At 60.5% G+C, this 22051-nt stretch carries 20 protein-coding genes and 1 pseudogene; 15 read left to right on the top strand and 6 right to left on the bottom strand.

The window, feature by feature from the left end; translation table 11 throughout:
• Positions 1 to 267: 267 nt before the first annotated feature.
• Positions 268 to 1260, top strand: coding sequence for an AraC family transcriptional regulator (locus ACLBW8_RS26725; RefSeq protein ID WP_064454126.1), 993 nt, complete (start codon positions 268 to 270; stop codon positions 1258 to 1260).
• 133 nt (positions 1261 to 1393) lie between these two features.
• Here ACLBW8_RS26725 and ACLBW8_RS26730 read toward each other — a convergent pair whose 3' ends face one another.
• A complete protein-coding gene (locus tag ACLBW8_RS26730; protein ID WP_447806733.1) occupies positions 1394 to 2269 on the bottom strand; it encodes a LysR family transcriptional regulator in 876 nt (291 codons plus the stop codon).
• A 114-nt stretch (positions 2270 to 2383) separates the two neighbouring features.
• Between ACLBW8_RS26730 and ACLBW8_RS26735 the strand changes: the two genes are divergently transcribed.
• From ACLBW8_RS26735 to catA, 3 genes are read left to right on the top strand one after another with little or no spacing between them, the layout of a single operon-like run.
• A complete protein-coding gene (locus tag ACLBW8_RS26735) occupies positions 2384 to 3511 on the top strand; it encodes a muconate cycloisomerase family protein (protein ID WP_447806734.1) in 1128 nt (375 codons plus the stop codon).
• A gap of 12 nt (positions 3512 to 3523) precedes the next feature.
• Positions 3524 to 3814, top strand: a complete 291-nt coding sequence (gene catC / locus ACLBW8_RS26740; protein ID WP_064454123.1) for a muconolactone Delta-isomerase — start codon at positions 3524 to 3526, stop codon at positions 3812 to 3814.
• A 41-nt stretch (positions 3815 to 3855) separates the two neighbouring features.
• Positions 3856 to 4785 (top strand): catechol 1,2-dioxygenase, encoded by a 930-nt coding sequence (gene catA, locus ACLBW8_RS26745; RefSeq protein ID WP_447806735.1) that lies wholly within the window; start codon positions 3856 to 3858, stop codon positions 4783 to 4785.
• 129 nt (positions 4786 to 4914) lie between these two features.
• Here catA and ACLBW8_RS26750 read toward each other — a convergent pair whose 3' ends face one another.
• Positions 4915 to 5388 carry an Lrp/AsnC family transcriptional regulator gene (locus ACLBW8_RS26750; protein ID WP_003176072.1) on the bottom strand — a complete coding sequence of 158 codons (474 nt, stop codon included), beginning with the start codon at positions 5386 to 5388 and terminating at the stop codon, positions 4915 to 4917.
• Positions 5389 to 5532: 144 nt separating this feature from the next.
• Here ACLBW8_RS26750 and kynU point away from each other — a divergent pair, with 144 nt between their 5' ends.
• Entirely contained in the window at positions 5533 to 6783 is a 1251-nt protein-coding gene (gene kynU / locus ACLBW8_RS26755; RefSeq protein WP_221295637.1) for a kynureninase, read from the top strand.
• Between the two features lie 162 nt (positions 6784 to 6945).
• Positions 6946 to 8352, top strand: coding sequence for an amino acid permease (locus ACLBW8_RS26760; RefSeq protein WP_447806736.1), 1407 nt, complete (start codon positions 6946 to 6948; stop codon positions 8350 to 8352).
• Here ACLBW8_RS26760 and ACLBW8_RS26765 read toward each other — a convergent pair.
• On the bottom strand, positions 8298 to 9194 hold the full coding sequence (locus ACLBW8_RS26765; protein ID WP_447806737.1) for a LysR substrate-binding domain-containing protein: 897 nt from the start codon (positions 9192 to 9194) through the stop codon (positions 8298 to 8300). The two genes, ACLBW8_RS26760 and ACLBW8_RS26765, sit on opposite strands and share 55 nt — an antisense overlap.
• A 182-nt stretch (positions 9195 to 9376) precedes the next feature.
• Here ACLBW8_RS26765 and ACLBW8_RS26770 point away from each other — a divergent pair, with 182 nt between their 5' ends.
• From ACLBW8_RS26770 to ACLBW8_RS26790, 5 genes are all read left to right on the top strand, one after another.
• Positions 9377 to 10141: a sulfite exporter TauE/SafE family protein gene (locus ACLBW8_RS26770; protein WP_447806738.1), complete on the top strand. Its 765-nt coding sequence runs from the start codon at positions 9377 to 9379 to the stop codon at positions 10139 to 10141.
• 125 nt (positions 10142 to 10266) lie between these two features.
• Positions 10267 to 10857 (top strand): NAD(P)H-dependent oxidoreductase, encoded by a 591-nt coding sequence (locus ACLBW8_RS26775; protein ID WP_447806739.1) that lies wholly within the window; start codon positions 10267 to 10269, stop codon positions 10855 to 10857.
• Between the two features lie 30 nt (positions 10858 to 10887).
• Entirely contained in the window at positions 10888 to 11784 is an 897-nt protein-coding gene (locus ACLBW8_RS26780; RefSeq protein WP_447806740.1) for a LysR substrate-binding domain-containing protein, read from the top strand.
• A 103-nt stretch (positions 11785 to 11887) separates the two neighbouring features.
• On the top strand, positions 11888 to 12781 hold the full coding sequence (locus tag ACLBW8_RS26785; protein ID WP_447806741.1) for an NAD-dependent epimerase/dehydratase family protein: 894 nt from the start codon (positions 11888 to 11890) through the stop codon (positions 12779 to 12781).
• Positions 12782 to 12987: 206 nt separating this feature from the next.
• The gene (locus ACLBW8_RS26790) at positions 12988 to 14433 is read left to right on the top strand and encodes a SulP family inorganic anion transporter (RefSeq protein ID WP_064454114.1); all 1446 of its coding nucleotides are present in this window, start codon (positions 12988 to 12990) and stop codon (positions 14431 to 14433) included.
• Between the two features lie 69 nt (positions 14434 to 14502).
• On the opposite strand, the gene ACLBW8_RS26795 is transcribed toward ACLBW8_RS26790, so the two are convergent.
• A complete protein-coding gene (locus ACLBW8_RS26795) occupies positions 14503 to 14895 on the bottom strand; it encodes a lysozyme inhibitor LprI family protein (RefSeq protein WP_407016165.1) in 393 nt (130 codons plus the stop codon).
• 248 nt (positions 14896 to 15143) lie between these two features.
• Here ACLBW8_RS26795 and ACLBW8_RS26800 point away from each other — a divergent pair, with 248 nt between their 5' ends.
• The 4 genes from ACLBW8_RS26800 to ACLBW8_RS26815 are packed head-to-tail and all read left to right on the top strand — an operon-like array spanning position 15144 to position 19230.
• The gene (locus ACLBW8_RS26800; protein ID WP_262666263.1) at positions 15144 to 16493 is read left to right on the top strand and encodes a GntP family permease; all 1350 of its coding nucleotides are present in this window, start codon (positions 15144 to 15146) and stop codon (positions 16491 to 16493) included.
• Positions 16494 to 16505: 12 nt separating this feature from the next.
• A complete protein-coding gene (locus tag ACLBW8_RS26805; protein WP_064454112.1) occupies positions 16506 to 17366 on the top strand; it encodes a MurR/RpiR family transcriptional regulator in 861 nt (286 codons plus the stop codon).
• A 1-nt stretch (position 17367) separates the two neighbouring features.
• Positions 17368 to 18831, top strand: coding sequence for an N-acyl-D-amino-acid deacylase family protein (locus ACLBW8_RS26810; RefSeq protein WP_447806742.1), 1464 nt, complete (start codon positions 17368 to 17370; stop codon positions 18829 to 18831).
• A 30-nt stretch (positions 18832 to 18861) separates the two neighbouring features.
• Complete coding sequence (locus ACLBW8_RS26815; protein WP_447806743.1) at positions 18862 to 19230, top strand: glyoxalase superfamily protein; 369 nt, start codon at positions 18862 to 18864, stop codon at positions 19228 to 19230.
• Positions 19231 to 19859: 629 nt separating this feature from the next.
• Here the strand turns inward: ACLBW8_RS26815 and ACLBW8_RS26820 are convergent.
• Positions 19860 to 20723 carry a methyl-accepting chemotaxis protein gene (locus tag ACLBW8_RS26820; protein WP_371317720.1) on the bottom strand — a complete coding sequence of 288 codons (864 nt, stop codon included), beginning with the start codon at positions 20721 to 20723 and terminating at the stop codon, positions 19860 to 19862.
• Positions 20715 to 21968, bottom strand: a pseudogene (locus tag ACLBW8_RS26825) (methyl-accepting chemotaxis protein); the annotation flags it as partial. The pseudogene ACLBW8_RS26825 and the gene ACLBW8_RS26820, both read right to left, overlap by 9 nt.
• Positions 21969 to 22051: the final 83 nt, after the last annotated feature.

Genomic DNA, 22051 nt, shown 5'->3' on the forward strand with positions numbered 1-22051 from the left:
CAGCATGGCCGGGTGCGGGCTATCCGCTTAATGGGGGAAGGTGGGCCGGAAAGTTGGGCAGCAAATACTCACAACGGTGCAGGGTGGTCGCGCAATGCGCTACTGTCATACAAGGCAAGAGGCGCAAAAGCCTGCCCGTTATCCACATAGTCGACGGTTGCTATCCACTGGGTTGCAATACGGCTGGCGTGGCTTGGAACTTGCTGTCGATCCATACCGACGCGCCGCCAGAGCGCGCAACAGCCTAACCGCCGTGGGTGCACCCTGATGAGTAGCCATACACGCGATATCCATATTCAACGCTTCGACCTGGAAGGCGCCTGCAGCTGGATGTCCGGCATCTGCGGGCCGCATCGCCTGGCGACGGCGACGCCCGAGCGCCTGCGTTTTCACCACAGTGCCAATGTGTTCAAGTCCCGCGCCACCACCTTGGGCGTGATCGAATACGGCACCGATGTGACCATCGACATCGAAGACGCCGAGCATTTCAGCAGTTACAGCCTGAGCCTGCCGCTGGTGGGCGAGCAGGAGCTGAGCAAGAACGGTGTGAGCCTGAGCTCCAATTGCGATCAAGGGGTGATCATTTCGCCCAACGAGCATCAGGTGCTGGCTATTTCCGGTGATTGCCGCAAGTTGCAGGTGGTCATTACGCGGGCGGCGATGAGTGAATCCCTCGAGGGCTTGCTGCAACGGCCGATTGAAGCGCCGCTGCGGTTTGAGTCGGTGATGGATGCGGTGGACGGTGCTTCGGCGTCGTGGTGGCGCATGGCGCGGTATTTCATTGCCGAGCTTGAACGCAGCAGCGAGTTGTATGAGCAGGCGGCGTTTACCCGAGACCTTGAAAGCTCGCTGATCAAGGGCTTGATCCTCGCCCAGCCGAACAACTACTCCGAAGAACTGCGCGACGTACTCGGCGTGAAGCTGCCGCATTACTTGATTCGCGCGCGGCAGTACATCCACGACAACGCCCGTGAGGCCGTGCATCTGGAAGATCTGGAAACCGCTGCCGGGGTGTCGCGGTTCAAGCTGTTCGATGCGTTTCGCAAATACTTTGCCTTGTCGCCCATGGCTTACTTGAAGAAACACCGGTTGGGCGCCGTGCGCCAGGAAATCCTCGAACACGGCTCTACGCGTACCATTTCCGAAATCGCTCTGGGGTGGGGGTTTACGCACTTGGGGCGGTTTTCGGCGGAATATCGAAAGCTATTCGACGAATCCCCCAGCCAAACCCTGCAACGCAAGCGCCTGCGCAGCCTTTGAAGACAATGAGGATCAAACTGTGGGAGCTGGCTTGCCTGCGATGGCGGTGGGCCAATCAGCAAAGATGCCAACTGATCCACCGCTATCGCAGGCAAGCCAGCTCCCACATTGGATATCCAGTGTTTGGGAGATATCAGATCAGCTCTTCCACCAATTGCAGACAATGACTCAGCCCGGGCGACTGATCATTCACCCGGCGGCTCAGAATAATCGGCGAGGTCGCGGTGGTTTCCACAATCGGCGTGTAGCCGATATCCGCGCGGTGCAGCACTTGCACCGAGGCCGGTACCAGGGTCACGCCCATGCCGGCGCCGACCAAGCCGATGGCAGTCTGCAATTCATTGGTCCACTGCGCCACCTTGAGGCTCAAACCGTGGGCGTCGAACAGGGCGATCACATGGTCGGCATAGCTGGGGCGCGGGTTGCCGGGGTAGAGCACAAAGGGTTCGGCGGCCAACTGGGCGAGGCTGGCGGGGGCGTCGAGCAGCGGGTGGCCGGCGGGCAGCACGGCCACCAGTCGGTCCTCCACCAGCACGCGCTGGACGATGGCCGGGTCGTCGATGCGAATACGCCCGAAGCCCACGTCGATACGCCCAGCCTTCAGCGCTTCGACCTGCTGCAAGGTGGTCATCTCCGAGAGCCCCAATTCCAGCTCCAGCGCTTCATGGTTGCGCAGCCGCCGAATCAACTCCGGCAGTACGCCGTACAAGGTCGATGGCGCGAAGCCGATGCCCAGCCAGGTCTTCTCGCCCTTGCCGATGCGCCGCGTGTTGTCGCAGACCTTGCCCAGTTGCTCCAGCAGCACATTGGCGTGCTCATAGAAAAACCGTCCGGCCTCGGTCAGCCGCAGCGGTCGGCCGCGTTCCAGCAAAATCACCCCCAATTCTTCCTCCAGTTGCTGGATCTGCCGGCTCAACGGCGGCTGGGCGATGTGCAGGCGTTCGGCGGCGCGGGTGAAGTTGAGGGTTTCACCCAGCACCTGGAAATAGCGCAGATGACGCAGCTCCATGACGGCTCCTTTCATACCTTGAGGGTATTGTGCGAGACCCATTCTATATTGGATGCCAGGAAAAATACGGCACAGAATCGACGCAAACCTATAAAGAACCCAACGGGTATAGCCATGCCGATTTGCGCCATCGAGTCGATCGAGACCATCATCGTCGACCTCCCCACCATCCGTCCGCATAAGCTGGCGATGCACACGATGCAAAACCAGACCCTGGTGATTATCCGCGTGCGTTGCGCCGACGGCATCGAAGGTATCGGTGAGTCCACCACCATCGGTGGCCTGAGCTACGGTAATGAAAGCCCCGACAGCATCAAGATCAACATCGACCGGCACTTCGCGCCGCTGTTGATTGGCCAGGACGCGAGCAATATCAACGCGGCCATGTTGCGTCTGGAGCGCAGCATTCGCGGCAATACGTTTGCCAAGTCCGGCGTCGAAAGCGCCTTGCTCGACGCCCTTGGCAAACGCCTTAACCTGCCGGTCAGCGAACTGCTCGGCGGCCGCGTGCGCGACGCTTTGCCGGTGGCCTGGACGTTGGCCAGCGGCAACACCGAACAGGACATTGCCGAGGCCGAAAGGATGCTCGACCTGCGCCGCCACCGCATCTTCAAATTGAAGATTGGCGCCGGTGAAGTCGGCCGCGACCTGGCCCATGTGATTGCGATAAAAAAGGCCTTGGGCGAGCGCGCCAGCGTGCGCGTTGACGTCAACCAGGCGTGGGACGAAGCCGTGGCCCTGCGTGCGTGCAAAGTGCTCGGTGATAACGGCATCGACTTGATTGAACAACCGATCTCACGCAACAACCGCAGCGGCATGGTGCGGCTCAACCTGTCGAGCCCGGCGCCGATCATGGCGGACGAATCCATCGAATGTGTGGAAGACGCCTTCAACCTCGCCCGCGAAGGCGCGGCCTCGGTGTTCGCCCTCAAGATTGCCAAAAATGGCGGCCCGCGCGCCGTATTGCGCACCGCCGCGATTGCCGAAGCCGCGGGCATTGGCCTCTATGGCGGCACCATGCTTGAAGGCGGCATCGGCACCCTGGCCTCGGCCCATGCCTTCCTCACCTTGAACAAACTGGCGTGGGACACCGAACTGTTCGGCCCACTGCTGCTGACCGAAGACATCCTCACCGAACCGCTGGTGTACCGCGATTTTGAGCTGCATGTCTCGCGCTTGCCGGGCCTGGGCCTGACTATTGATGAAGAGCGTTTGGCGTTCTTCCGTCGTGACAAACACTAAGAGGCGCCTGCCATGTTGTTCCACGTAAAAATGACCGTGAACCTGCCCATCGACATGAACCCCGAACGCGCGGCGGCCCTGAAAGCCGAAGAGAAAGCGCTGGCGCAGCGCCTGCAACAGGAAGGCAAATGGCGCCACCTGTGGCGCATCGCCGGGCACTACGCCAACTACAGCGTGTTCGATGTCGACAGCGTGCAGGCACTGCACGACCTGCTGATGCAACTGCCGCTTTTCCCCTATATGGCCATCGAAATAAACGCCCTGTGCCGGCACCCTTCGTCGATCCGTGAGGACGACCGCTGAGCCTGTTTTGCACCCAATAATTACAAGATGAGGATTGCACCATGTCCATCCGACTTTCCCAGACTGCCCACGCCCAACAGTTTCTCGAAGAAGCCAGTGGCAACCTCAACGACGGCGGCAACCCGCGCACCAAGGCGTTGATTTACCGGATCCTGCGGGACACGGTGAACATCATCGAAGACCTGGAGGTGACCCCGGAAGAGTTCTGGAAGGCGGTCAATTACCTCAACGAATTGGGCAAGAACCAGGAAGCCGGTTTGCTCGCTGCCGGGTTGGGCCTGGAACATTACCTGGACCTGCTGATGGATGCCGCCGACGAAGAGGCCGGCAAATCCGGTGGCACACCGCGCACCATTGAAGGCCCGTTGTATGTGGCCGGGGCACCGCTGTCGCAGTACGAGGCGCGGCTGGATGATGGCAAGGACGACGCGGTGCCGCTGTTTATGCGCGGGCAAGTACGCGACACCGACGGCAAGCCGTTGGCGGGGGCGATTGTCGATGTGTGGCAGGCTAATACCAGCGGTACGTATTCGTGGTTTGACCCGACGCAATCGGCGTTCAACCTGCGCCGGCGTATCGAGACCGATGCACAGGGCAACTACCGTTTTCGCAGTATCGTGCCGTCAGGGTATGGCTGCCCGCCGACCGGGCCGACCCAGCAGTTGCTCGATCAACTGGGGCGTCATGGGCAGCGGCCGGCGCACATTCACTTCTTCATTTCGGCGCCGGGATATCGGCACTTGACCACGCAGATCAACCTGTCGGATGACCCGTACCTGCATGATGATTTTGCCTATGCGACGCGCGATGAGTTGATTGCCGAGATTCGCTTCAGTGACGATCAGCAACTGGCGCGGGAGTTTGGCGTGGAAGGGCGGTTTGCGCAGATTGATTTTGATTTTGAGCTGCAATCGTCGGGTGCGCCGCAGGAGCAGAAACGCATGCAGCGCGTGCGCGCCCTGGAAGACTGATTTTAACGCGGTTAAAAAATGTGGGAGCGGGCTTGCTCGCGAATGCGATGGATCAGCCAGCACATGTATTGACTGGCACACCGCCTTCGCGAGCAAGCCCGCTCCCACATGGGTTCTGTGGTGTTCTGGTTATTTGCGTACGACCAAGTCCAGCACCTCATCCCGATCCTTGATCTTCTGCAACACAATCTCCGAGCGAATATCCATCACCCCGGCCGTGCGGTTCAGGTGGTTCACGATAAAGTCCGAAAAGTGCTTGAGGTTGCGTGCCTGCACCCGCAACACATAGTTGCTGGCCCCGGTAATCACATACGCACTGGCCACCTCCGGCCAGCCTTGCACCTTCTTGATAAACGTTTCATGCCAATCCTCTACATCCTGGCGTAATGACAGGTGGACGATGGCCTCCAGCTCGATTCCCAACTGTTCGGCATTCAACACCGCGCGGTAGCCGCTGATGATTCCCTCGCTCTCCAGCAGGCGCAAACGACGCAGGCAGGCGGAGGGCGACAGGGCGACTTTTTCCGCCAGTTCCTGGTTGCTGATACGGCCATCCTGTTGCAAAAAATGCAGGAGGCGCAGGTCGGTGGCGTCAAGAATCATGCTTAGAATAAATCCGCGTGTTTTGGAGTTAAATTCGAATTTCCTACAGCTTAATTAGCCTGTTGCCCGTCACTTTGCACGAAAATTCTCTAAAGTTTCGTTCATTATTTTGTCCATCGTCACTTATAAGAATCAGGACAGACCATGACCACTCGAAGCCACTGCCAAGCCCTCGACGCCCAGGACCCGTTGGCGCCACTGCGTCGCCAGTTCGCCTTGCCCGAGGGCGTCATCTACCTCGACGGCAACTCCCTCGGTGCGCGTCCGGTGGCGGCTTTGGCGCGGGCGCAGGCGGTGATTGCAGAGGAGTGGGGCAATGGCCTGATTCGCAGTTGGAACAGCGCCGGCTGGGCGGCGTTGTCCCAGCGCCTGGGTGACCGCCTGGCGCCTCTGATCGGTGCACGCGACGGCGAAGTGGTGATTACGGATACCACGTCCATCAACCTGTTCAAGGTGCTCAGCGCCGCATTGAGCGTGCAGCGCCAACGCGCGCCTGCGCGCAAGGTGATCGTCAGCGAGGCGAGCAATTTTCCCACCGACCTGTACATCGCCGAAGGCCTGGCCGAGCTGTTGCAACAGGGTTATTCCCTGCGATTGGTCAACAGCCCGGACGAGCTGCCGCAGGCTATCGACCAGGACGTCGCGGTGGTGATGCTCACCCACGTCAACTACAAGACCGGCTACATGTACGACATGCAGGCGCTCACTGCGTTGAGCCACGAGTGCGGCGCGCTGAGCATCTGGGACCTGGCCCATTCGGCCGGGGCGGTGCCCGTCGACCTGCATAAGGCCGGTACCGATTACGCGATTGGCTGCACCTACAAATACCTCAATGGCGGGCCGGGCTCACAGGCATTTGTGTGGGTCAACCCGGCGTTGGTGGACGTGGTGCGCCAGCCGTTGTCGGGCTGGTTTGGGCATACCCGGCAGTTCGCCATGGAAGCTCAATATGCCCCGAGCAGCGGCATCGCGCGTTACCTGTGCGGTACGCAGCCGATCACCTCGCTGGCCATGGTCGAATGCGGCCTGGAGATTTTTGCCCAGACCGACATGGCCAGCCTGCGCACCAAATCCCTGGCGCTGACTGACCTGTTTATTGCATGGGTGGAAGCCCGTTGCGCCGCCCACGGCCTGGTGCTGATCACCCCGCGTGAGCACGCCAAACGCGGTAGCCATGTGAGCTTCGAACACCCTGAAGGTTACGCAGTCATTCAAGCCCTGATCGCCCGTGGCGTGATCGGCGATTACCGCGAGCCGCGCATCATGCGCTTTGGTTTCACCCCGCTGTACACAAGCTTTACCGAGGTGTGGGATGCGGTGGAAATCCTCGGCGACATTCTCGACAACCACACCTGGGACCAGCCGCAATTCAAAGTGCGCAACAGCGTCACCTAAGAACACTGCAAGACCAATGTGGGAGCGGGCTTGCTCGCGAAAGCGGTGTATCAGAAACATATTCTGTAACTGACCCACCGCCTTCGCGAGCAAGCCCGCTCCCACAGTGGATCTGTGTCTATATCCAAACCGTGCAATCACAATAATAAAGGGGCACACCACGTGACCACGCCAGACAACGGCTTTGCAGAGATCACCCATCGCGAACTGGGCCTGAGGCGCCAGCTCACTTCCGGCCAGATGAGCATGATCGCCATCGGTGGCGCCATCGGCACCGGGCTGTTCATGGGCAGCGCCTATGCCATCGGCTATGCCGGGCCCAGCGTGCTGGTGAGCTACGCCATCGGCGCGTTGATCACTTTGCTGCTGATGGGCTGCCTGGCGGAGATGACCGTGGCGCATTCCACCTCAGGCTCCTTTGGCGCCTATGCCGAGTTCTATATCAGCCCGCTGGCCGGTTTCCTGGTGCGTTATGCCTACTGGGCGGCGATTGTGCTGGCGGTGGGCGCCGAGGTCACGGCGGTGGCGATGTACATGAAGTACTGGTTCGCCAACGTGCCGGAGTGGGTCTGGATCGTGTCGTTTTCCAGCGTGCTGGTCCTGCTCAATGCGATCAGCGTGAAGACCTTCGGTAATTTTGAATACTGGTTCTCGACCATCAAGATCAGCGCCATTGTCGGCTTTATCATCCTGGCGGTTTACGTGGTGTTCGGCTCCGGCAACCCGCAATACGGGGTGCAGAACTACACGGCCCACGGCGGCTTTTTCCCGCATGGCTTGAGCAGCATGTGGATCGCCGTGATCGTGTCGATCTTCAGCTACCTGAGCGTGGAGATGATCGCCGTGGCCGCCGGTGAAGCTGCCGACCCGGAACAGGCAGTGAAGAAAGCCTTTCGCGCGACCATCGTGCGCCTCGTGGTGTTCTACCTGCTGACCCTGGCGCTGATGTTGGCCATCGTGCCGTGGAACCAGTCCGGCCAGACCCAGAGCCCGTTCGTTACGGTGATGCAGACCATCGGTATTCCCGGTGCCACCGGGGTGATGAATTTCGTGATTCTGATTGCGGCGCTGTCGGCGATGAACAGCCAGCTCTATATCACCACGCGCATGATGTTCAGCCTGTCCCGCGCCGGGTTTGCGCCTGCGTCCATGGGCGCCTTGAGCAAGAGCGGGATTCCGCTGAATGCGTTGCTGCTCTCCAGTTCAGGCATTGCCCTGGCGACCTTACTTAACGTGGTGTACCCGGAAAGTTCGTTCACCTTGATGATGGCGATCTCGATGTTTGGCGCGATCTTCACCTGGTTCATGATCTTCCTCACACACCTGTTTTTCCGTCGCTATCGCAAGCGTCACGGCGGGGCAAAGCTGTCGTTTCAACTGCGTCTGTTTCCCTACAGCACATTGCTGGGCCTGGTGCTGATGGGCGCGGTGATGATCACCACGTATTTCACCGAGGCGTTCAAAATGACCCTGGTGTTCGGCGTGCCGTTCCTGCTGATTCTGTCGGCGGTGTATTACGGGTTTTTCCGCAAGGGCAGGGCCAAGGCGTCGAACAAGGCCTTGGCATAACCGGGCAATTGTTCGAACGAACGCGCGCATAACAGCAGCTTGCGCCGGGCCCACTCTTCTTGCAGAGGCTGGGCCTTGATCGAGCGCTCCCGTGGCCAGCGCTCCAATGCCGCTTGGGGCACAATCCCCAGGCCCGCGCCCCGGGCGACCATGCGAATGACCCCATCAAAGCCATCGGCGCGAATGCGTGTTTGCAGGCGAAAGCCGCTGTGCAGCGCCTGTTCTTCCAGGTACACCGCCAGCGCACTGTTGGCGGCCAGGCCTACATAGTCGTGTTGCAGGCTGTCGATAAAACTCACCGAGCCCGTCGCCAGCGGATGCTCCAGGGGCATGATCAGCACCAGCGGGTCGTCGCGAAAGGGTGCGGTCTGCAAGCCGTGGGTGTCCACGGCGTCGGAAATAACCCCCAAGTCCGCCGTGCCTTGGCGCAAGGCATGGGTGATGCGCAGGCTCGGCAGTTCCTGCAGGTCGATCTCAAGGTTGGGGTGCTCGCACAAAAAATCCGCGAGCAGTTCCGGCAGGTATTCGCTGAGGGCGGTGGTGTTGCACAGCAGGCGCACCTGGCCTTTGACGCCATTGGCGTATTCCGCCAGTTCCTGTTGCAGGTGCTCGGCTTGTTGCAGCAGCAAGCGCGCGTGCCGGGCCAGCGCGTTGCCGGCGGCGGTCGGTGTAACGCCACGGCGGCCGCGTTCGAGCAACTCAATGCCCAATGACGCCTCCATCGCGCGAATGCGTGCGCTGGCTGCGGCCAGGGATAAATGGCTGCGGCTGGCGCCTGCGGTGATGTTGCCGGTGTCGAGGGTGTGCAGGTAGAGGCGCAGGTCGATCAGGTCAAAGTGCATGGCTGGAAATTTCCTTTGGCTGGGCTGGCCCCATCGCGGGCAAGCCCACATTTTGATGTGTGAATACAGTGGATGTGGGCGCTGGCTTGCCGGCGATGGCTATCTAAGCCTCACGCAAAACAAGAGGCTGCCTCAGTATATGGCGAATTTCAGAGCCCATTGAAAAGCCCCACAATCGGCCCATGTCTACTTTCCTCGCGTTCTACCAAAACCTCGGCCAGGCCTTGACACTGCTGGTGGTTGGCACCTTCCTGCTGGCCGGCACGGTCAAAGGCATCATCGGCCTGGGCCTGCCCACGGTCGCCATGGGCATGCTCGGCCTGGCTATGCTCCCGGCGCAGGCTGCCGCGTTGCTGATCATTCCTTCAACGCTGACAAACCTCTGGCAACTCGCATTCGGTGGCCACCTGAGCGCATTGCTCAAACGCCTGTGGCCGATGCTGTTGCTGATTTTTCTTGGCACTGGGCTCGGCACCTTGTGGCTGGGCATGGACGGCGGGCATTGGGTGGTGCGCGCGTTGGGCGGCGCCTTGCTGGTGTACGCACTGAGCGGGCTGTTGTTGCCCACGCTCAAGGTGAAGCTTGAAGCCGAGCGCTGGCTGGGCCCGGTGTGCGGGCTGATCACTGGCATCATCACTTCGGCCACGGGTGTGTTCGTGATTCCAGCCGTGCCGTACCTGCAAGCCTTGGGCTTGAACCGCGATCAGTTGGTACAGGCCTTGGGGCTGTCGTTCACCGTTTCTACACTGGCGCTGGCCGCAGGGTTAGCCTGGCGCGGCACCTTGGGCGGCGGCGAAATAAACGCCTCGCTGCTGGCGCTGGTGCCCGCACTATTGGGTATGTGGCTGGGCCAGGCGCTGCGCCGGCGCATCAGCGCGGTGCTGTTCAAACGCGTATTTTTTATCGGCATGGCCCTATTGGGCGGTCATCTATTGATCAGTGGGTAAGTCAAAAGTGCTGGTGCAATTCGTGCGTTTTGGTCAAATGTATTTTGCGGCGCCGCTGCTTATTCCGAGGGTTCAATGTCGATAGCCTGCCGGCAGACATTTTTAACCCTCTGGATTCCCCCCCTATGAAAAAAGTCCTCCTGCTGAACGGCGGCAAGAAATTCGCCCACTCCGAAGGCCGTTATAACGCCACTTTGCATGAAGCCGCCGTCGCCGTTCTCGACCGTGGTGGCCTCGACGTCAAAGTCACCCATATCGACGAAGGCTACGACGTGGCCGAAGAGGTCGCCAAGTTCCTTTGGGCCGACGTGATCATCTACCAGATGCCCGGCTGGTGGATGGGCGCGCCGTGGATCGTCAAGAAGTACCTCGACGAAGTCTTCACCGAAGGCCACGGCAGCTTGTACGCCAGCGACGGCCGGACTCGTTCCGATGCCTCGCAGAAATACGGCAGCGGCGGCCTGATCCAGGGCAAACAGTACATGCTGTCGCTGACCTGGAACGCGCCGCAGCAAGCCTTCGACGACCCGACTGACTTCTTCGAAGCCAAGGGCGTAAACGCCGTGTACTTCCCGTTCCACAAGGCCAATGAGTTTCTCGGCATGACTGGCCTGCCGACCTTCCTTTGTGTGGACGTGATGAAACGCCCGGCCATTGAGGTCGACGTGGTGCGCTACGAGCAGCACCTGGCGCAGGTGTTCGACCTGTCGGTGTAAGCTGCGATTAACCGATAAAGAGGACAGCCTGTGAAAGCCCGATCCGATGAGCTACAGATCTTCGTCAGCGTGATTGAGTGCGGCTCGATTTCCGCAGCGGCGGAGCAGGTCGGGCAGACGCCGTCGGCGGTCAGCCGCACCTTGTCGCGCCTGGAAGCCAAGCTCGACACCACGCTGATCAACCGCACCACCCGGCGCATGGACCTGACCGAGGAGGGCAAGTACTTCTTCGAGCAGGCCAAGGTGATTCTGGCGCAGATGGATGACCTGGAAGAACGCCTGTCGTCACGCCAGAAAAAACCGGCGGGGCGCTTGCGCATCAATGCCGCCGTGCCGTTCATGCTGCATGGAATCGTGCCGTACATCGCTGAGTTTCGCCGTTTGTACCCGGATATCCAGCTGGAGCTGAACAGCGATGACCTGATCATCGACCTGCTGGAGCAGAGCACCGACATTGCCATTCGCATCGGTGTCCTCGCCGATTCCACCTTGCATGCACGCGCCCTTGGCTGCACACCGCTGCATATCCTGGCCAGCCCCGAATACCTCAAGCAATACGGCACGCCCAGCACGGTCGCGGAGTTGGCGGATCACACGTTGATGGGGTTCACGCAGACAGAAACGCTCAACCATTGGCCATTGCGGCACGTGGAGGGCGATCGGTGGCTGATCCAGCCCGGCATTGCTGCGTCCAGCGGCGAGACCCTGCGCCAGTTGGCGTTGGAAGGGCAGGGCATTTGCTGCCTGTCGAACTTCATGACGGTTGAAGATATCAACGCCGGGCGCCTGGTGCCGGTGCTGGAGGCGTTCAACAGTGGCTATCGCCAGCCGATTCACGCGGTGTTCTACCGCAACTCGCAGTTGGCGTTGCGCATTCAGTGCTTCCTGGACTTCATTCAGGCCAAGCTGGCGCGGTATGCCTACTGATTCGTGACCTGCGCGCAAGATTGAATTGGGCAACAGGGTCTTATTCGACACGGATGGACCCTTGATACTGGGATCATCACTTACCCAGTCAGGAGCACTCTCCATGAACGTATTCATTACCGGCGCCGCAGGTTTTATCGGTGGCTCCATCGCCACCGGCCTGGTCAACGGCGGGCACCACGTCACCGGCCTGGTGCGCAGCGCCGAACAAGCCGCTGAAATGACCGGCCTGGGTATTACCCCAGTGATCGGCACCCTTGACGACGCCGCGGTGTTGACCGAGCAAGCGCAGAAAGCCGATGCGGTGATCAACGCCGCGAGCAGCGATCATCGTGCTGCCGTGGAAACCTTACTGGCCGCCTTGAAAGGCTCGAACAAGCCGTTCCTGCACACCAGCGGTTCGAGCATCGTCGGTGATGCGTCGGGCGGCAAAGCCAGCGATGTCATCTACGTTGAAGACAACCTGCCGGAGCCGACCGTCGACAAGGCCGCGCGCGTGGCCATCGACAACCTGATCCTGGCGGCCGCCAAGAGCGGCGTGAATTCGGCGGTGATTTGCAACACCCTGATCTATGGCCACAGCCTGGGTGTGAAGCGTGACAGCGTGCAATTGCCGCGACTGCTCAAGCAGGCGCGCAAGAGCGGCGTGGTGCGCCATGTGGGTACCGGGCAGAACATCTGGTCCAACGTGCACATTGAAGACGTGGTTGCGCTCTACCTTCTGGCGCTGACGAAAAACATTCCGGGCACGTTCTACTTTGTGGAAAGCGGCGAGGCGTCGTTTATAGACATGACCACCGCCATTGCTCAAGCGCTGCACCTGGGCGCGCCGCAGGATTGGCCGTTGGCTGACGCGGAAGCCGAATGGGGCTATGAAATGGCCAACTACGGCCTGGGTTCCAATAGCCGGGTACGGGGCAAGCATGCCCGTGAGCTGCTGGGCTGGGCGCCGAAGCGTACGTCGGTGGTGGAGTGGATTCGCAACGAAATGGTGTGATGTTCGCTTGAAACTGGGGCGCCCCTATCGCGAGCAAGCCCGCTCCCACATTTGACCCGGTGCGCCTGGAGCGACGCGGTCTAGTGTGGGAGCGGGCTTGCTCGCGATAGGGGCCACTCGGTCTACCGGGCTCACCCAACACTGGCCCCCCTCCGCTCAATTCCGTACCATCCCCCGCCTAATTCCCCGCAACGCCCTGGTACCTCATGAACCTCACCCGTCTGCGCGCCGATGCCCTGGCCGGCCTCACCACGTCTTTTGCGCTGCTGCCCGAATGCATCGCCTTTGCGTTGGTCGCTCACCTCAACCCGTTGATGGGGCTCTACGGCGCCTTCATCATTTGCACCCTCACTGCGTTATTCGGCGGCCGTCCTGGCATGGTCTCGGGCGCGGCAGGTTCAATGGCAGTGGTGATCGTCGCGCTGGTGGTGCAGCACGGCGTGGAGTATTTGCTGGCGACGGTGTTGTTGGGCGGTCTGATCATGGTCGCGTTCGGCCTGTTGCGCCTGGGCAAGTTGGTGCGCATGGTGCCGCACTCGGTGATGCTCGGTTTCGTCAACGGCCTGGCGATCATTATCGCGCTGGCGCAACTGGAGCATTTCAAGAGCGGTGAACGCTGGCTCAGCGGCACGCCGTTGTATGTGATGACGGGCCTGGTTGTGCTGACCATGGCGATTGTCTACCTGCTGCCACGCCTGACCCGCGCCGTGCCACCCGCGCTGGTGGCGATCCTCGGGGTCGGTCTGGCGGTGTACCTGCTCGGCCTGCCGACCCGTACCCTCGGCGACATGGCTCACATTGCCGGTGGCCTGCCAACCTTTGCGTTGCCGCAGATTCCCTGGACCCTGGAAACCCTCACGATCATCGCGCCCTACGCGTTCCTGATGGCCATGGTGGGCCTGCTGGAAACCCTGCTCACCCTCAACCTCACCGACGAGATCACCGAGACCCGTGGCTACCCCGACCGCGAAAGTGTGGCCCTGGGCGCGGCGAATATGGTCTCTGGCCTGTTCGGCGGCATGGGCGGTTGCGCGATGATCGGGCAAACCGTGATCAACCTCAGCTCCGGCGGGCGCGGGCGCTTCTCCGGGGTATTTGCCGGGGTGATGATCCTGTTGTTCATTCTGTTTCTGTCGCCGCTGATTGAGCGAATCCCGCTGGCGGCGCTGGTGGGGGTGATGTTTGTGGTGTCCCAGCAGACCTTCGCCTGGGCGTCGCTGCGGGTGATCAACAAGGTGCCGTTCAACGACGTGCTGGTGATTCTCGCGGTGACGGTGATTACCGTGTTTACCGACCTGGCCACGGCCGTACTGTGCGGCATTGTGATTGCGGCGCTGAACTTTGCCTGGCAACAGGCGCGTGAGCTGTATGCCGATGAACACCTGGAAGCCGACGGCAGCAAACTCTATCGCCTGCACGGCACGCTGTTTTTTGCGTCAACTACACCGTTCTTGAACCGGTTCGACCCGGCCAATGACCCGGCCGAGGTGACGCTGGATTGCCGTCACCTAAGCTTTGTCGACTACTCGGCGATTGCCGCGCTGATGACCCTGCGTGAGCGTTACAGCAAGGCCGGCAAACATCTGCGTGTGCTGCATTTGTCGGAGCGCTGCAAGAAGCTGCTCAAGCGCGCGAAGGTTCATCACGACTGATCGGGCTGAGTCCCAGCGAGTCCGTGTCATCGTTAAAGAATATCGCGAGCAAGCCCGCTCCCACCGGGGTCACGGCCCGACCAGGTCTTCGAGTTCCTGGGCGCGGGTCTGCGTCATGTCCAGCAGGCAGCCGGAGCCATTGACCTGGTCGATGGTGCCGCCGGTGGCACTGCCTGCGAAGCCGCAATTGGCGTCGCGGTATTTGATCCACAGGCGCTGAACATCCTGCAATTGCTGCTTGCGCGCACCTTCCTGGGCGGCGAGGGCGGTTTTGTAGGCCTTGTTCAGGCGCTCGTCCTGCACTTTGGCTTCCTTGGCGTTGCAATTGACCATGTCGGCAGTGGTGTTGGCGCCGTCCATGCATTTCTTCAAGGCAGCGTTGTCGGCGGCCGAGGCGTTGCCGCACAGGGCCAGCAGCAGCGCGCTGGCGGCGAAGGGAACAAGCAGGGTCTTGCGATTCATTGGGGGGATTCCTGATCGTAGTTGAGGCCGCAATCTGAGACTCGGCCCTGGCCATTGAGTTTCTGCGCCGCACAAAACTTCATGTAAGAACGCCCTACGAATTTTCATGCGCCGGCGTAGGGCATATCCCCAAGCGACAGCGCTTATCTGTGGGCGAAAATTACTTTCATAAAAATTGAAAATACTCCTCGGTAATGATTTATGAGTTTCACAACCAATTCGACGTGACCCTTTCCGAGGAGTACCGCATGGCCGCACCACTGGGCTTGGGGCTGCTGGCATACGCTGCCATCGCCATCATTGCATTGATCGTGCTGATTGCACGTTACCGACTCAACCCGTTTATCGTCATCACCCTGGTGTCTATCGGCCTGGCGCTGATGGCCGGGATGCCCGCCGATACCATCATGGGCTCGTATGAGGCGGGTGTCGGCAAGACGCTGGGGCATATCGCCCTGGTGGTAGCGTTGGGCACCATGCTCGGCAAAATGATGGCCGAATCCGGTGGCGCCGAGCAGGTAGCGCGCACCTTGATCAACCGTTTCGGCGAGCGCAATGCGCATTGGGCGATGGTGTGTATCGCTTTCCTGGTGGGGCTGCCGCTGTTTTTCGAGGTCGGTTTTGTGTTGCTGGTGCCGATCGCCTTTACCGTGGCGCGGCGTGTGGGCGTGTCGATCCTGATGGTCGGCTTGCCGATGGTCGCCGGTTTGTCGGTGGTGCATGCACTGGTGCCACCGCACCCGGCGGCGATGATGGCGGTGCTGGCGTATAACGCGTCAGTGGGGCAGACCGTGCTGTATGCGATCTTGATTGGTATTCCTACGGCAATCATCGCCGGTCCGCTGTACGCCAAGTTCATCGTGCCGCGCATTCACCTCCCGGCGGAGAACCCGCTGGAGCGTCAGTTCATCGAGCGTGAGCCGCGTACCCGTTTGCCGAGCTTTACGCTGACCATGGGCACCATCCTGTTGCCGGTGGTGCTGATGATGATCGGCGGCTGGGCCAACGTGATTTCTACACCGGGGACCGGTTTTAATCAGTTCCTGCTGTTTATCGGCAACTCGGTGATCGCGCTGCTGGTGGCGACCTTGGTGAGCTTCTGGACCTTGGGGCTGGCCCAGGGCTTTAACCGTGAAGCGATCCTCAAGTTCACCAATGAATGCCTGGCGCCGACGGCCAGTATTACCTTACTGGTCGGCGCGGGCGGCGGTTTGAACCGCATTCTGGTGGACGCGGGCGTGACCAATGAGATCCTCGGCTTGGCCCATGCTTTCCATTTGTCGCCACTGGTGATGGGTTGGTTGTTCGCCGCGCTGATGCGGATCGCCACGGGCTCGGCCACCGTGGCCATGACGACGGCGTCCGGTGTGGTCGCGCCCGTTGCCATGGGCCTGGGTTATCCACACCCCGAATTGCTGGTGCTGGCCACTGGGGCGGGTTCGGTGATCTTTTCCCACGTCAACGACGGCGGCTTCTGGCTGATCAAGGAATACTTCAATATGACAGTGATCCAGACCTTCAAGACCTGGACCGTGCTGGAGACCCTGATTTCGGTGGTCGCCTTCGGTCTGACTTACGGTCTGTCCTGCATCCTGTAATTCGGAGACCTCATGGACATCCTCTACCAGATTCGTGCTCGCCAGGATTCCTTCAGCGCCGGCGAAGGGCGTATCGCCAGGCTGATGCTCGATGACGTGGGCTTTGCCGCGTCGGCCAGCCTGGAAGAGTTGTCGCAACGGGCCGAGGTCAGCACGGCGACCTTGTCGAGGTTTGCGCGCAGTGTGGGTTGCCGCGATCTGCGGGATTTGCGCCTGCAACTGGCGCAGGCCAGCGGGGTGGGTAGCCGGTTTCTGGACCCGGCAGGGTTGCCGGAACAGTCGGCGTTTCATCGGCAGATTCTCGGCGATGTCGAAGCGACGTTGCGCCAGCATTTGTCAGGCTTTAACCAGGCGAGTTTTGTCGATGCAGTCAGCCTGTTGGGCAAGGCGCGGATGATCCACGCCTTCGGCATGGGCGGCCCGTCGAGCCTGTGCAGTGAGGAACTGCAGGTGCGACTGGTGCGTCTGGGTTACCCGATTGCCGCTTGCCGCGACCCGGTGATGATGCGTGTCACGGCCGCGACGTTGGGCCCTGAACATGCCTTGATCGTTTGCTCGCTCTCCGGCCTCACTCCCGAATTGTTGGACGTGGTGAGGCTGGCGCGCAACTACGACACGCCCATCGTTGCCATCACGCTGGCCGACTCACCGCTGGCCCAGTTGGCAGACGTGTTGTTGCCATTGCAGCCGGCCGAAACCAGTTTTATCTACAAGCCGACCGCAGCGCGCTACGGCATGCTGTTGGCCATCGACTTGCTCGCCACCGAGCTGGCGCTGGCCATGCCGGACGACAACCAGGAACGCCTGCGCCGGATCAAGCTGGCCCTGGACGATTATCGCGGCGGCCCCGATAGCCTGCCGCTTGGAGATTGATATGAAGTACGACACGCTGATTCGCCAGGCGCTGATCATAGATGGCAGCAACTCCCCGGGCTATGTCGCTGATGTAGGTGTGCGGGCAGGGCGGATCGAAACGATTGGCGACCTGTCGACCGCGCAGGCTGAGCACGAAATCGATGCGAATGGCCGTGTGTTGGCGCCGGGCTTTATCGACGTGCACACCCACGATGACACGGTGGTGATCCGTCACCCGCAGATGTTGCCCAAGCTCAGCCAGGGTGTGACCACGGTGATTGTCGGCAACTGTGGCATCAGCGCGTCGCCGGTCAATTTACGCAGCGACCCGCCGGACCCGATGAACCTCTTGGGGGCGCGTGAAGCGTTCGTTTATCCGCGCTTTGCCGATTACCGTGCTGCCGTGGAAAGCGCGCATCCGGCGGTGAACGTTGCCGCGCTGATCGGCCATACGGCCCTGCGCAGCAACCATATGGACGACCTGCACCGCACCGCCACGCCCGACGAAATCGCCGCCATGCGCACGCAATTGCAGGAAAGCCTGGAGGCGGGTGCCCTTGGTTTATCCACAGGTCTGGCCTACGCCAGCGCATTCAATGCCGAGACCGATGAGGTGCTGCAACTCAGTGAAGAACTGACGGCCTTCGGTGCGGTGTACACCACCCATTTGCGCAGCGAATTCGAACCGGTGCTGGAGGCGATGAACGAGGCGTTTCTCATCGGCCGACATGCCAAGGTGCCGGTGATTATTTCCCACCTCAAATGTGCGGGGGCGGGTAACTGGGGGCGTAGTCCGCAGTTGTTGGCGTCGCTGGAAGCCGCAGCGAAAACCCACCCGGTGGGGTGTGATTGTTATCCCTATGCGGCCAGCTCTTCGACGCTGGATCTCAAGCAGGTCACCGATGCCTTTCGTATCACCATCACCTGGTCCACACCGCACCCTGAAGTGGGTGGGCGCGACTTGCAGGCTATCGCCGCCGAATGGGACGTTTCGCTGATGGACGCAGCACGCCGTCTGCAACCGGCGGGGGCGGTGTACTACGGGATGGATGAAGCGGATGTGCGACGTATCCTGGCGCATCCGCTGTCGATGGTGGGGTCTGACGGGCTGCCTGAAGACCCGTTTCCTCACCCGCGTTTGTGGGGCGCGTTTCCCCGGGTGCTGGGGCATTTCAGCCGCGACGTTGGGCTGTTCCCGTTGCACACGGCGGTGCACAAGATGACGGGGTTGTCGGCAGCGCGTTTTGGTTTGGCTGAGCGGGGCGAAATTCGTCAAGGCTACTGGGCCGACCTGGTGTTGTTCGACCCGTTGCGGGTGCGTGATGTAGCGGATTTCAAAGCGCCGCAACGCGCGGCTGAGGGCATTGATGGTGTGTGGATCAACGGGGTGTTGAGCTACATCGATGGCCAGGCCAATGGTCAGCGACCTGGGCGGTTTCTGGCGCGTAATGGGGATTTGCGCGGTGGTTTTTCGTCTCTATAGTGGGGCGCTCTCTTACACGGAGTTGTTGCCATGCACTTAGGAAAGGTCACCCCCATCTTGCGTATTTTCGACGAGGCCAAGGCGTTGGAATTCTACGTCGAGTTCCTCGGGTTCAAGGTCGACTGGCAGCATCGTTTTGAGGCGAATTTTCCGTTGTATCTGCAGGTGTCGCTGGGGGAATGCGTGCTGCATTTGTCCGAGCATCATGGCGATGCTTCGCCGGGGGCGGCGGTGCGGATTCAGGCGCACGGGGTGGACGCGTATCAGCAGCAGTTGTTGGCCAAGGATTACCGGTATGCCAAGCCTGGGGTTGAGGAAACGCCTTGGGGCTCGCGGGAGATGAGCATCAGCGATCCGTTTGGCAATCGGCTGGTGTTTGTTGAGGAAGGCGACGGCTGATTGGCAAATCGCAGGCAATAAAAAACCGCCTTAGTAGGGCGGTTTTTTATTGCGAACCCAGTTTGTGGCTGGGGTTGCTATCTCATTGGAAGCAATGATGTGCAACACGGATACTACTGCCGGTTATTGCATCAGGCAAGACTTGACGACGGTCGGTGCTTTTCATTTTGTATGCACAATTAGCAGTAAAGTTTGGCAATGAATTTGCTGATCTTGAAGTAGGTTTTATCATCGCTCGTCACACCTTTTGCCGGGATGTTGGTTAGTATCAGCTCCGTTCCAAGTGCGTCGTTTTGTAGGTGGCTGGGTACGCGCGCAGAATAATGGACCGAACGCCACGGGCTAGTAATCCGTGCCGGATTCATGCGGGAGGAACCAAAGCCCGGCCGCCTCAGAGGAAGCAGTGATGTGCATCCCAAGGCTCACGTGTTCCGGTAAGTGCGCTGGAGGTAAGGCCCAACTCAGGGAGGGCCGAGTATGTCTAAGTTTGCACGACGTACGTGGAACCTCGTAGTGAATGCCTTGCGTGTCTATCACGTGTGGACATTCCTGCGGGACAGCTTTGATGACCTGTAAGGTCTGAGAAGTGGAGCCGCCTCGGCTTAAGTCGAGGCGGCTTTTTTGGTTTTTTAAACCCGGAAGTGGCTGACCATCTGCTGCAACTGGCTGCCCAAACGCGCCAGTTCCACGCTCGACTTGGCCGTCTCGTCACTCGCGGTGGCGGTCTGCTCCGACACATCCCGCACGTTGACGATGCTGCGGCTGATTTCTTCGGCCACGGCACTTTGCTGTTCCGCCGCCGCTGCAATCTGCTGGTTCATCGACTGGATGTTCGACACCGTACGGGTGATGTTTTCCAGCGATACGCCGGCCTTACGGGTCAGCTCGACGCTGCTGTCGGTGAGGCTGCGGCTGTTGTTCATCACAGTGGCCACTTGCTGGGTGCCGTTCTGCAAGCCGGCGACCAGGCCTTCGATTTCTTCGGTGGATTTTTGGGTACGCTGGGCCAGGCCGCGTACTTCGTCGGCAACCACGGCAAACCCACGACCGGCTTCACCGGCACGCGCCGCTTCAATCGCTGCGTTGAGCGCCAGCAGGTTGGTCTGCTCGGCTACGGCCTTGATCACGTCCATCACGCTGCCGATCTTGTTGCTCTCTTGTTGCAGGTGCGTCATGGCGTCGGTAGAGCGCGCCACTTCGGCGGCCAGGCGCTCGATCTGGGCGATGGCCTCGGCCACCACTTTGTCACCTGCGCGGGCTTGACCGTCAGCGTCGGCAGCGGCCAGGGACGCCTGCTCGGCGTTGCGCGCAACTTCTTGCACGGTAGCAGTCATTTCATGCATCGCTGTGGCGACTTGATCCGTCTCGATCTTCTGGCTGTTGACGCCGGCACTGGTCTGCTCGGTAACGGCTGACAGTTCTTCGGCGGCGCTGGCGATCTGAGTCACGCCGTCGCGAATACCGCTGATCAATTCACGCAGGGTGGTGCCCATACGCTGGATGCCTTGCTGCAGCACACCCAGTTCATCGCGACGGGTCACCTGGATGTTGTGGCTCAGGTCACCGGAGGCGATGCGTTCCACCACGGCCAGGGTTTCCTGGATCGGGCGCGTGATCTGGCGGGTAATCACCAGTGCAGCAATGATGCCGACCAGCAGGGCGAGCAATGTGCTGATCAACTGCAGACTGCGGGCCTGGGCGCTTTCGGCGTCGCGGCGATCAAGCTGAATGTCATACAGCTTGTCGCTGATGGTGACGATATCGGCGCCTTGTGTGGTCATTTCGGCACGGGCGCTGACGATGTTGGCGTTGGCTGCCTTGTAGCTCTGCACAGCGCTGCGATAGGCACCCAGCGCGGTTTCCAGCGAGGTCAATGCGCTTTGTTGGCTGGTGCCGAACGCGGCGTTGAGGCCTTTCAAGCCACCGATGGCTTTCTCGATTTGCGCAGCGGCGCGGGCTTCGGTCTCTGCGTTGACCGTGTTGGTGTAACCGCGCACTTCATAGCGGGCCAGCTGGAATTCTTCCTTGGCGTGGGTGATGGCCTGGTATTGGGTGTAGCGCTCCGGGCTGTCGGGCATCTGCTGCACGCTGGTGTCCAGTGCGTCGATCTGGGTGTTGGCAATATCAGCCTTATCGCCCATGACCTGGCGCGCGGCGTTGCCGTTACGGTAGGCCTCACGCATTTTGTTCAGCGACTGCTGGTAGGCGGTGATGACGGCTTTTTGCTCAGTGAGCAGCTTGAGGTTTTCCGGGCTTTTGAAACTGTCCAGTAGCTTCTGTTGCTGGGCTGCAAAGGCGTCCAGGCTAGTCTGTACGTTCTGTGCCACGGCTTCATCGCCGTTTGCCAGCATGTATTGCAGGCGCACGATACGCAGCTTGGTCAGGGAGGCGTTGAGCTGGGTGATGTCGCTCATCCAGTTGCTACGGTCGATCAGGCTGCCCAGGCTGGTCCAGCCGGTCAGTGCCAGGATCGAGGTGAGGACCAGCACCAGGCCGAAGCCCAGGCCGAGTTTAAGGTTGACGCTGATGTTGCCGAACCAGCTATTCATCGAATGCTCCGCAAGAATGATGTTTGTCTGCTGGGCGGTGTTGTTGTTTGAGCCAGCCAAAGTGTGTAGGGCTGTATCGGCGGCGGGGGATGAATCTGAAATACTTTTCTTACCGGTTCGACGAAGGGTGGCTATCACCGTATGGCAATGCTGACCTGTCGGGTTTGCGGCGCGGGGCAGGGGGCTCATCACGGGCCGGTCTTGTGTGCTAGTCTGCGGGCCCTTTTAGTTTTGGATGGCACGGGAAATCGTGCTGTCCTACAGCGGAGCCT

This window comes from Pseudomonas sp. M5A4_2d, from assembly GCF_053345295.1.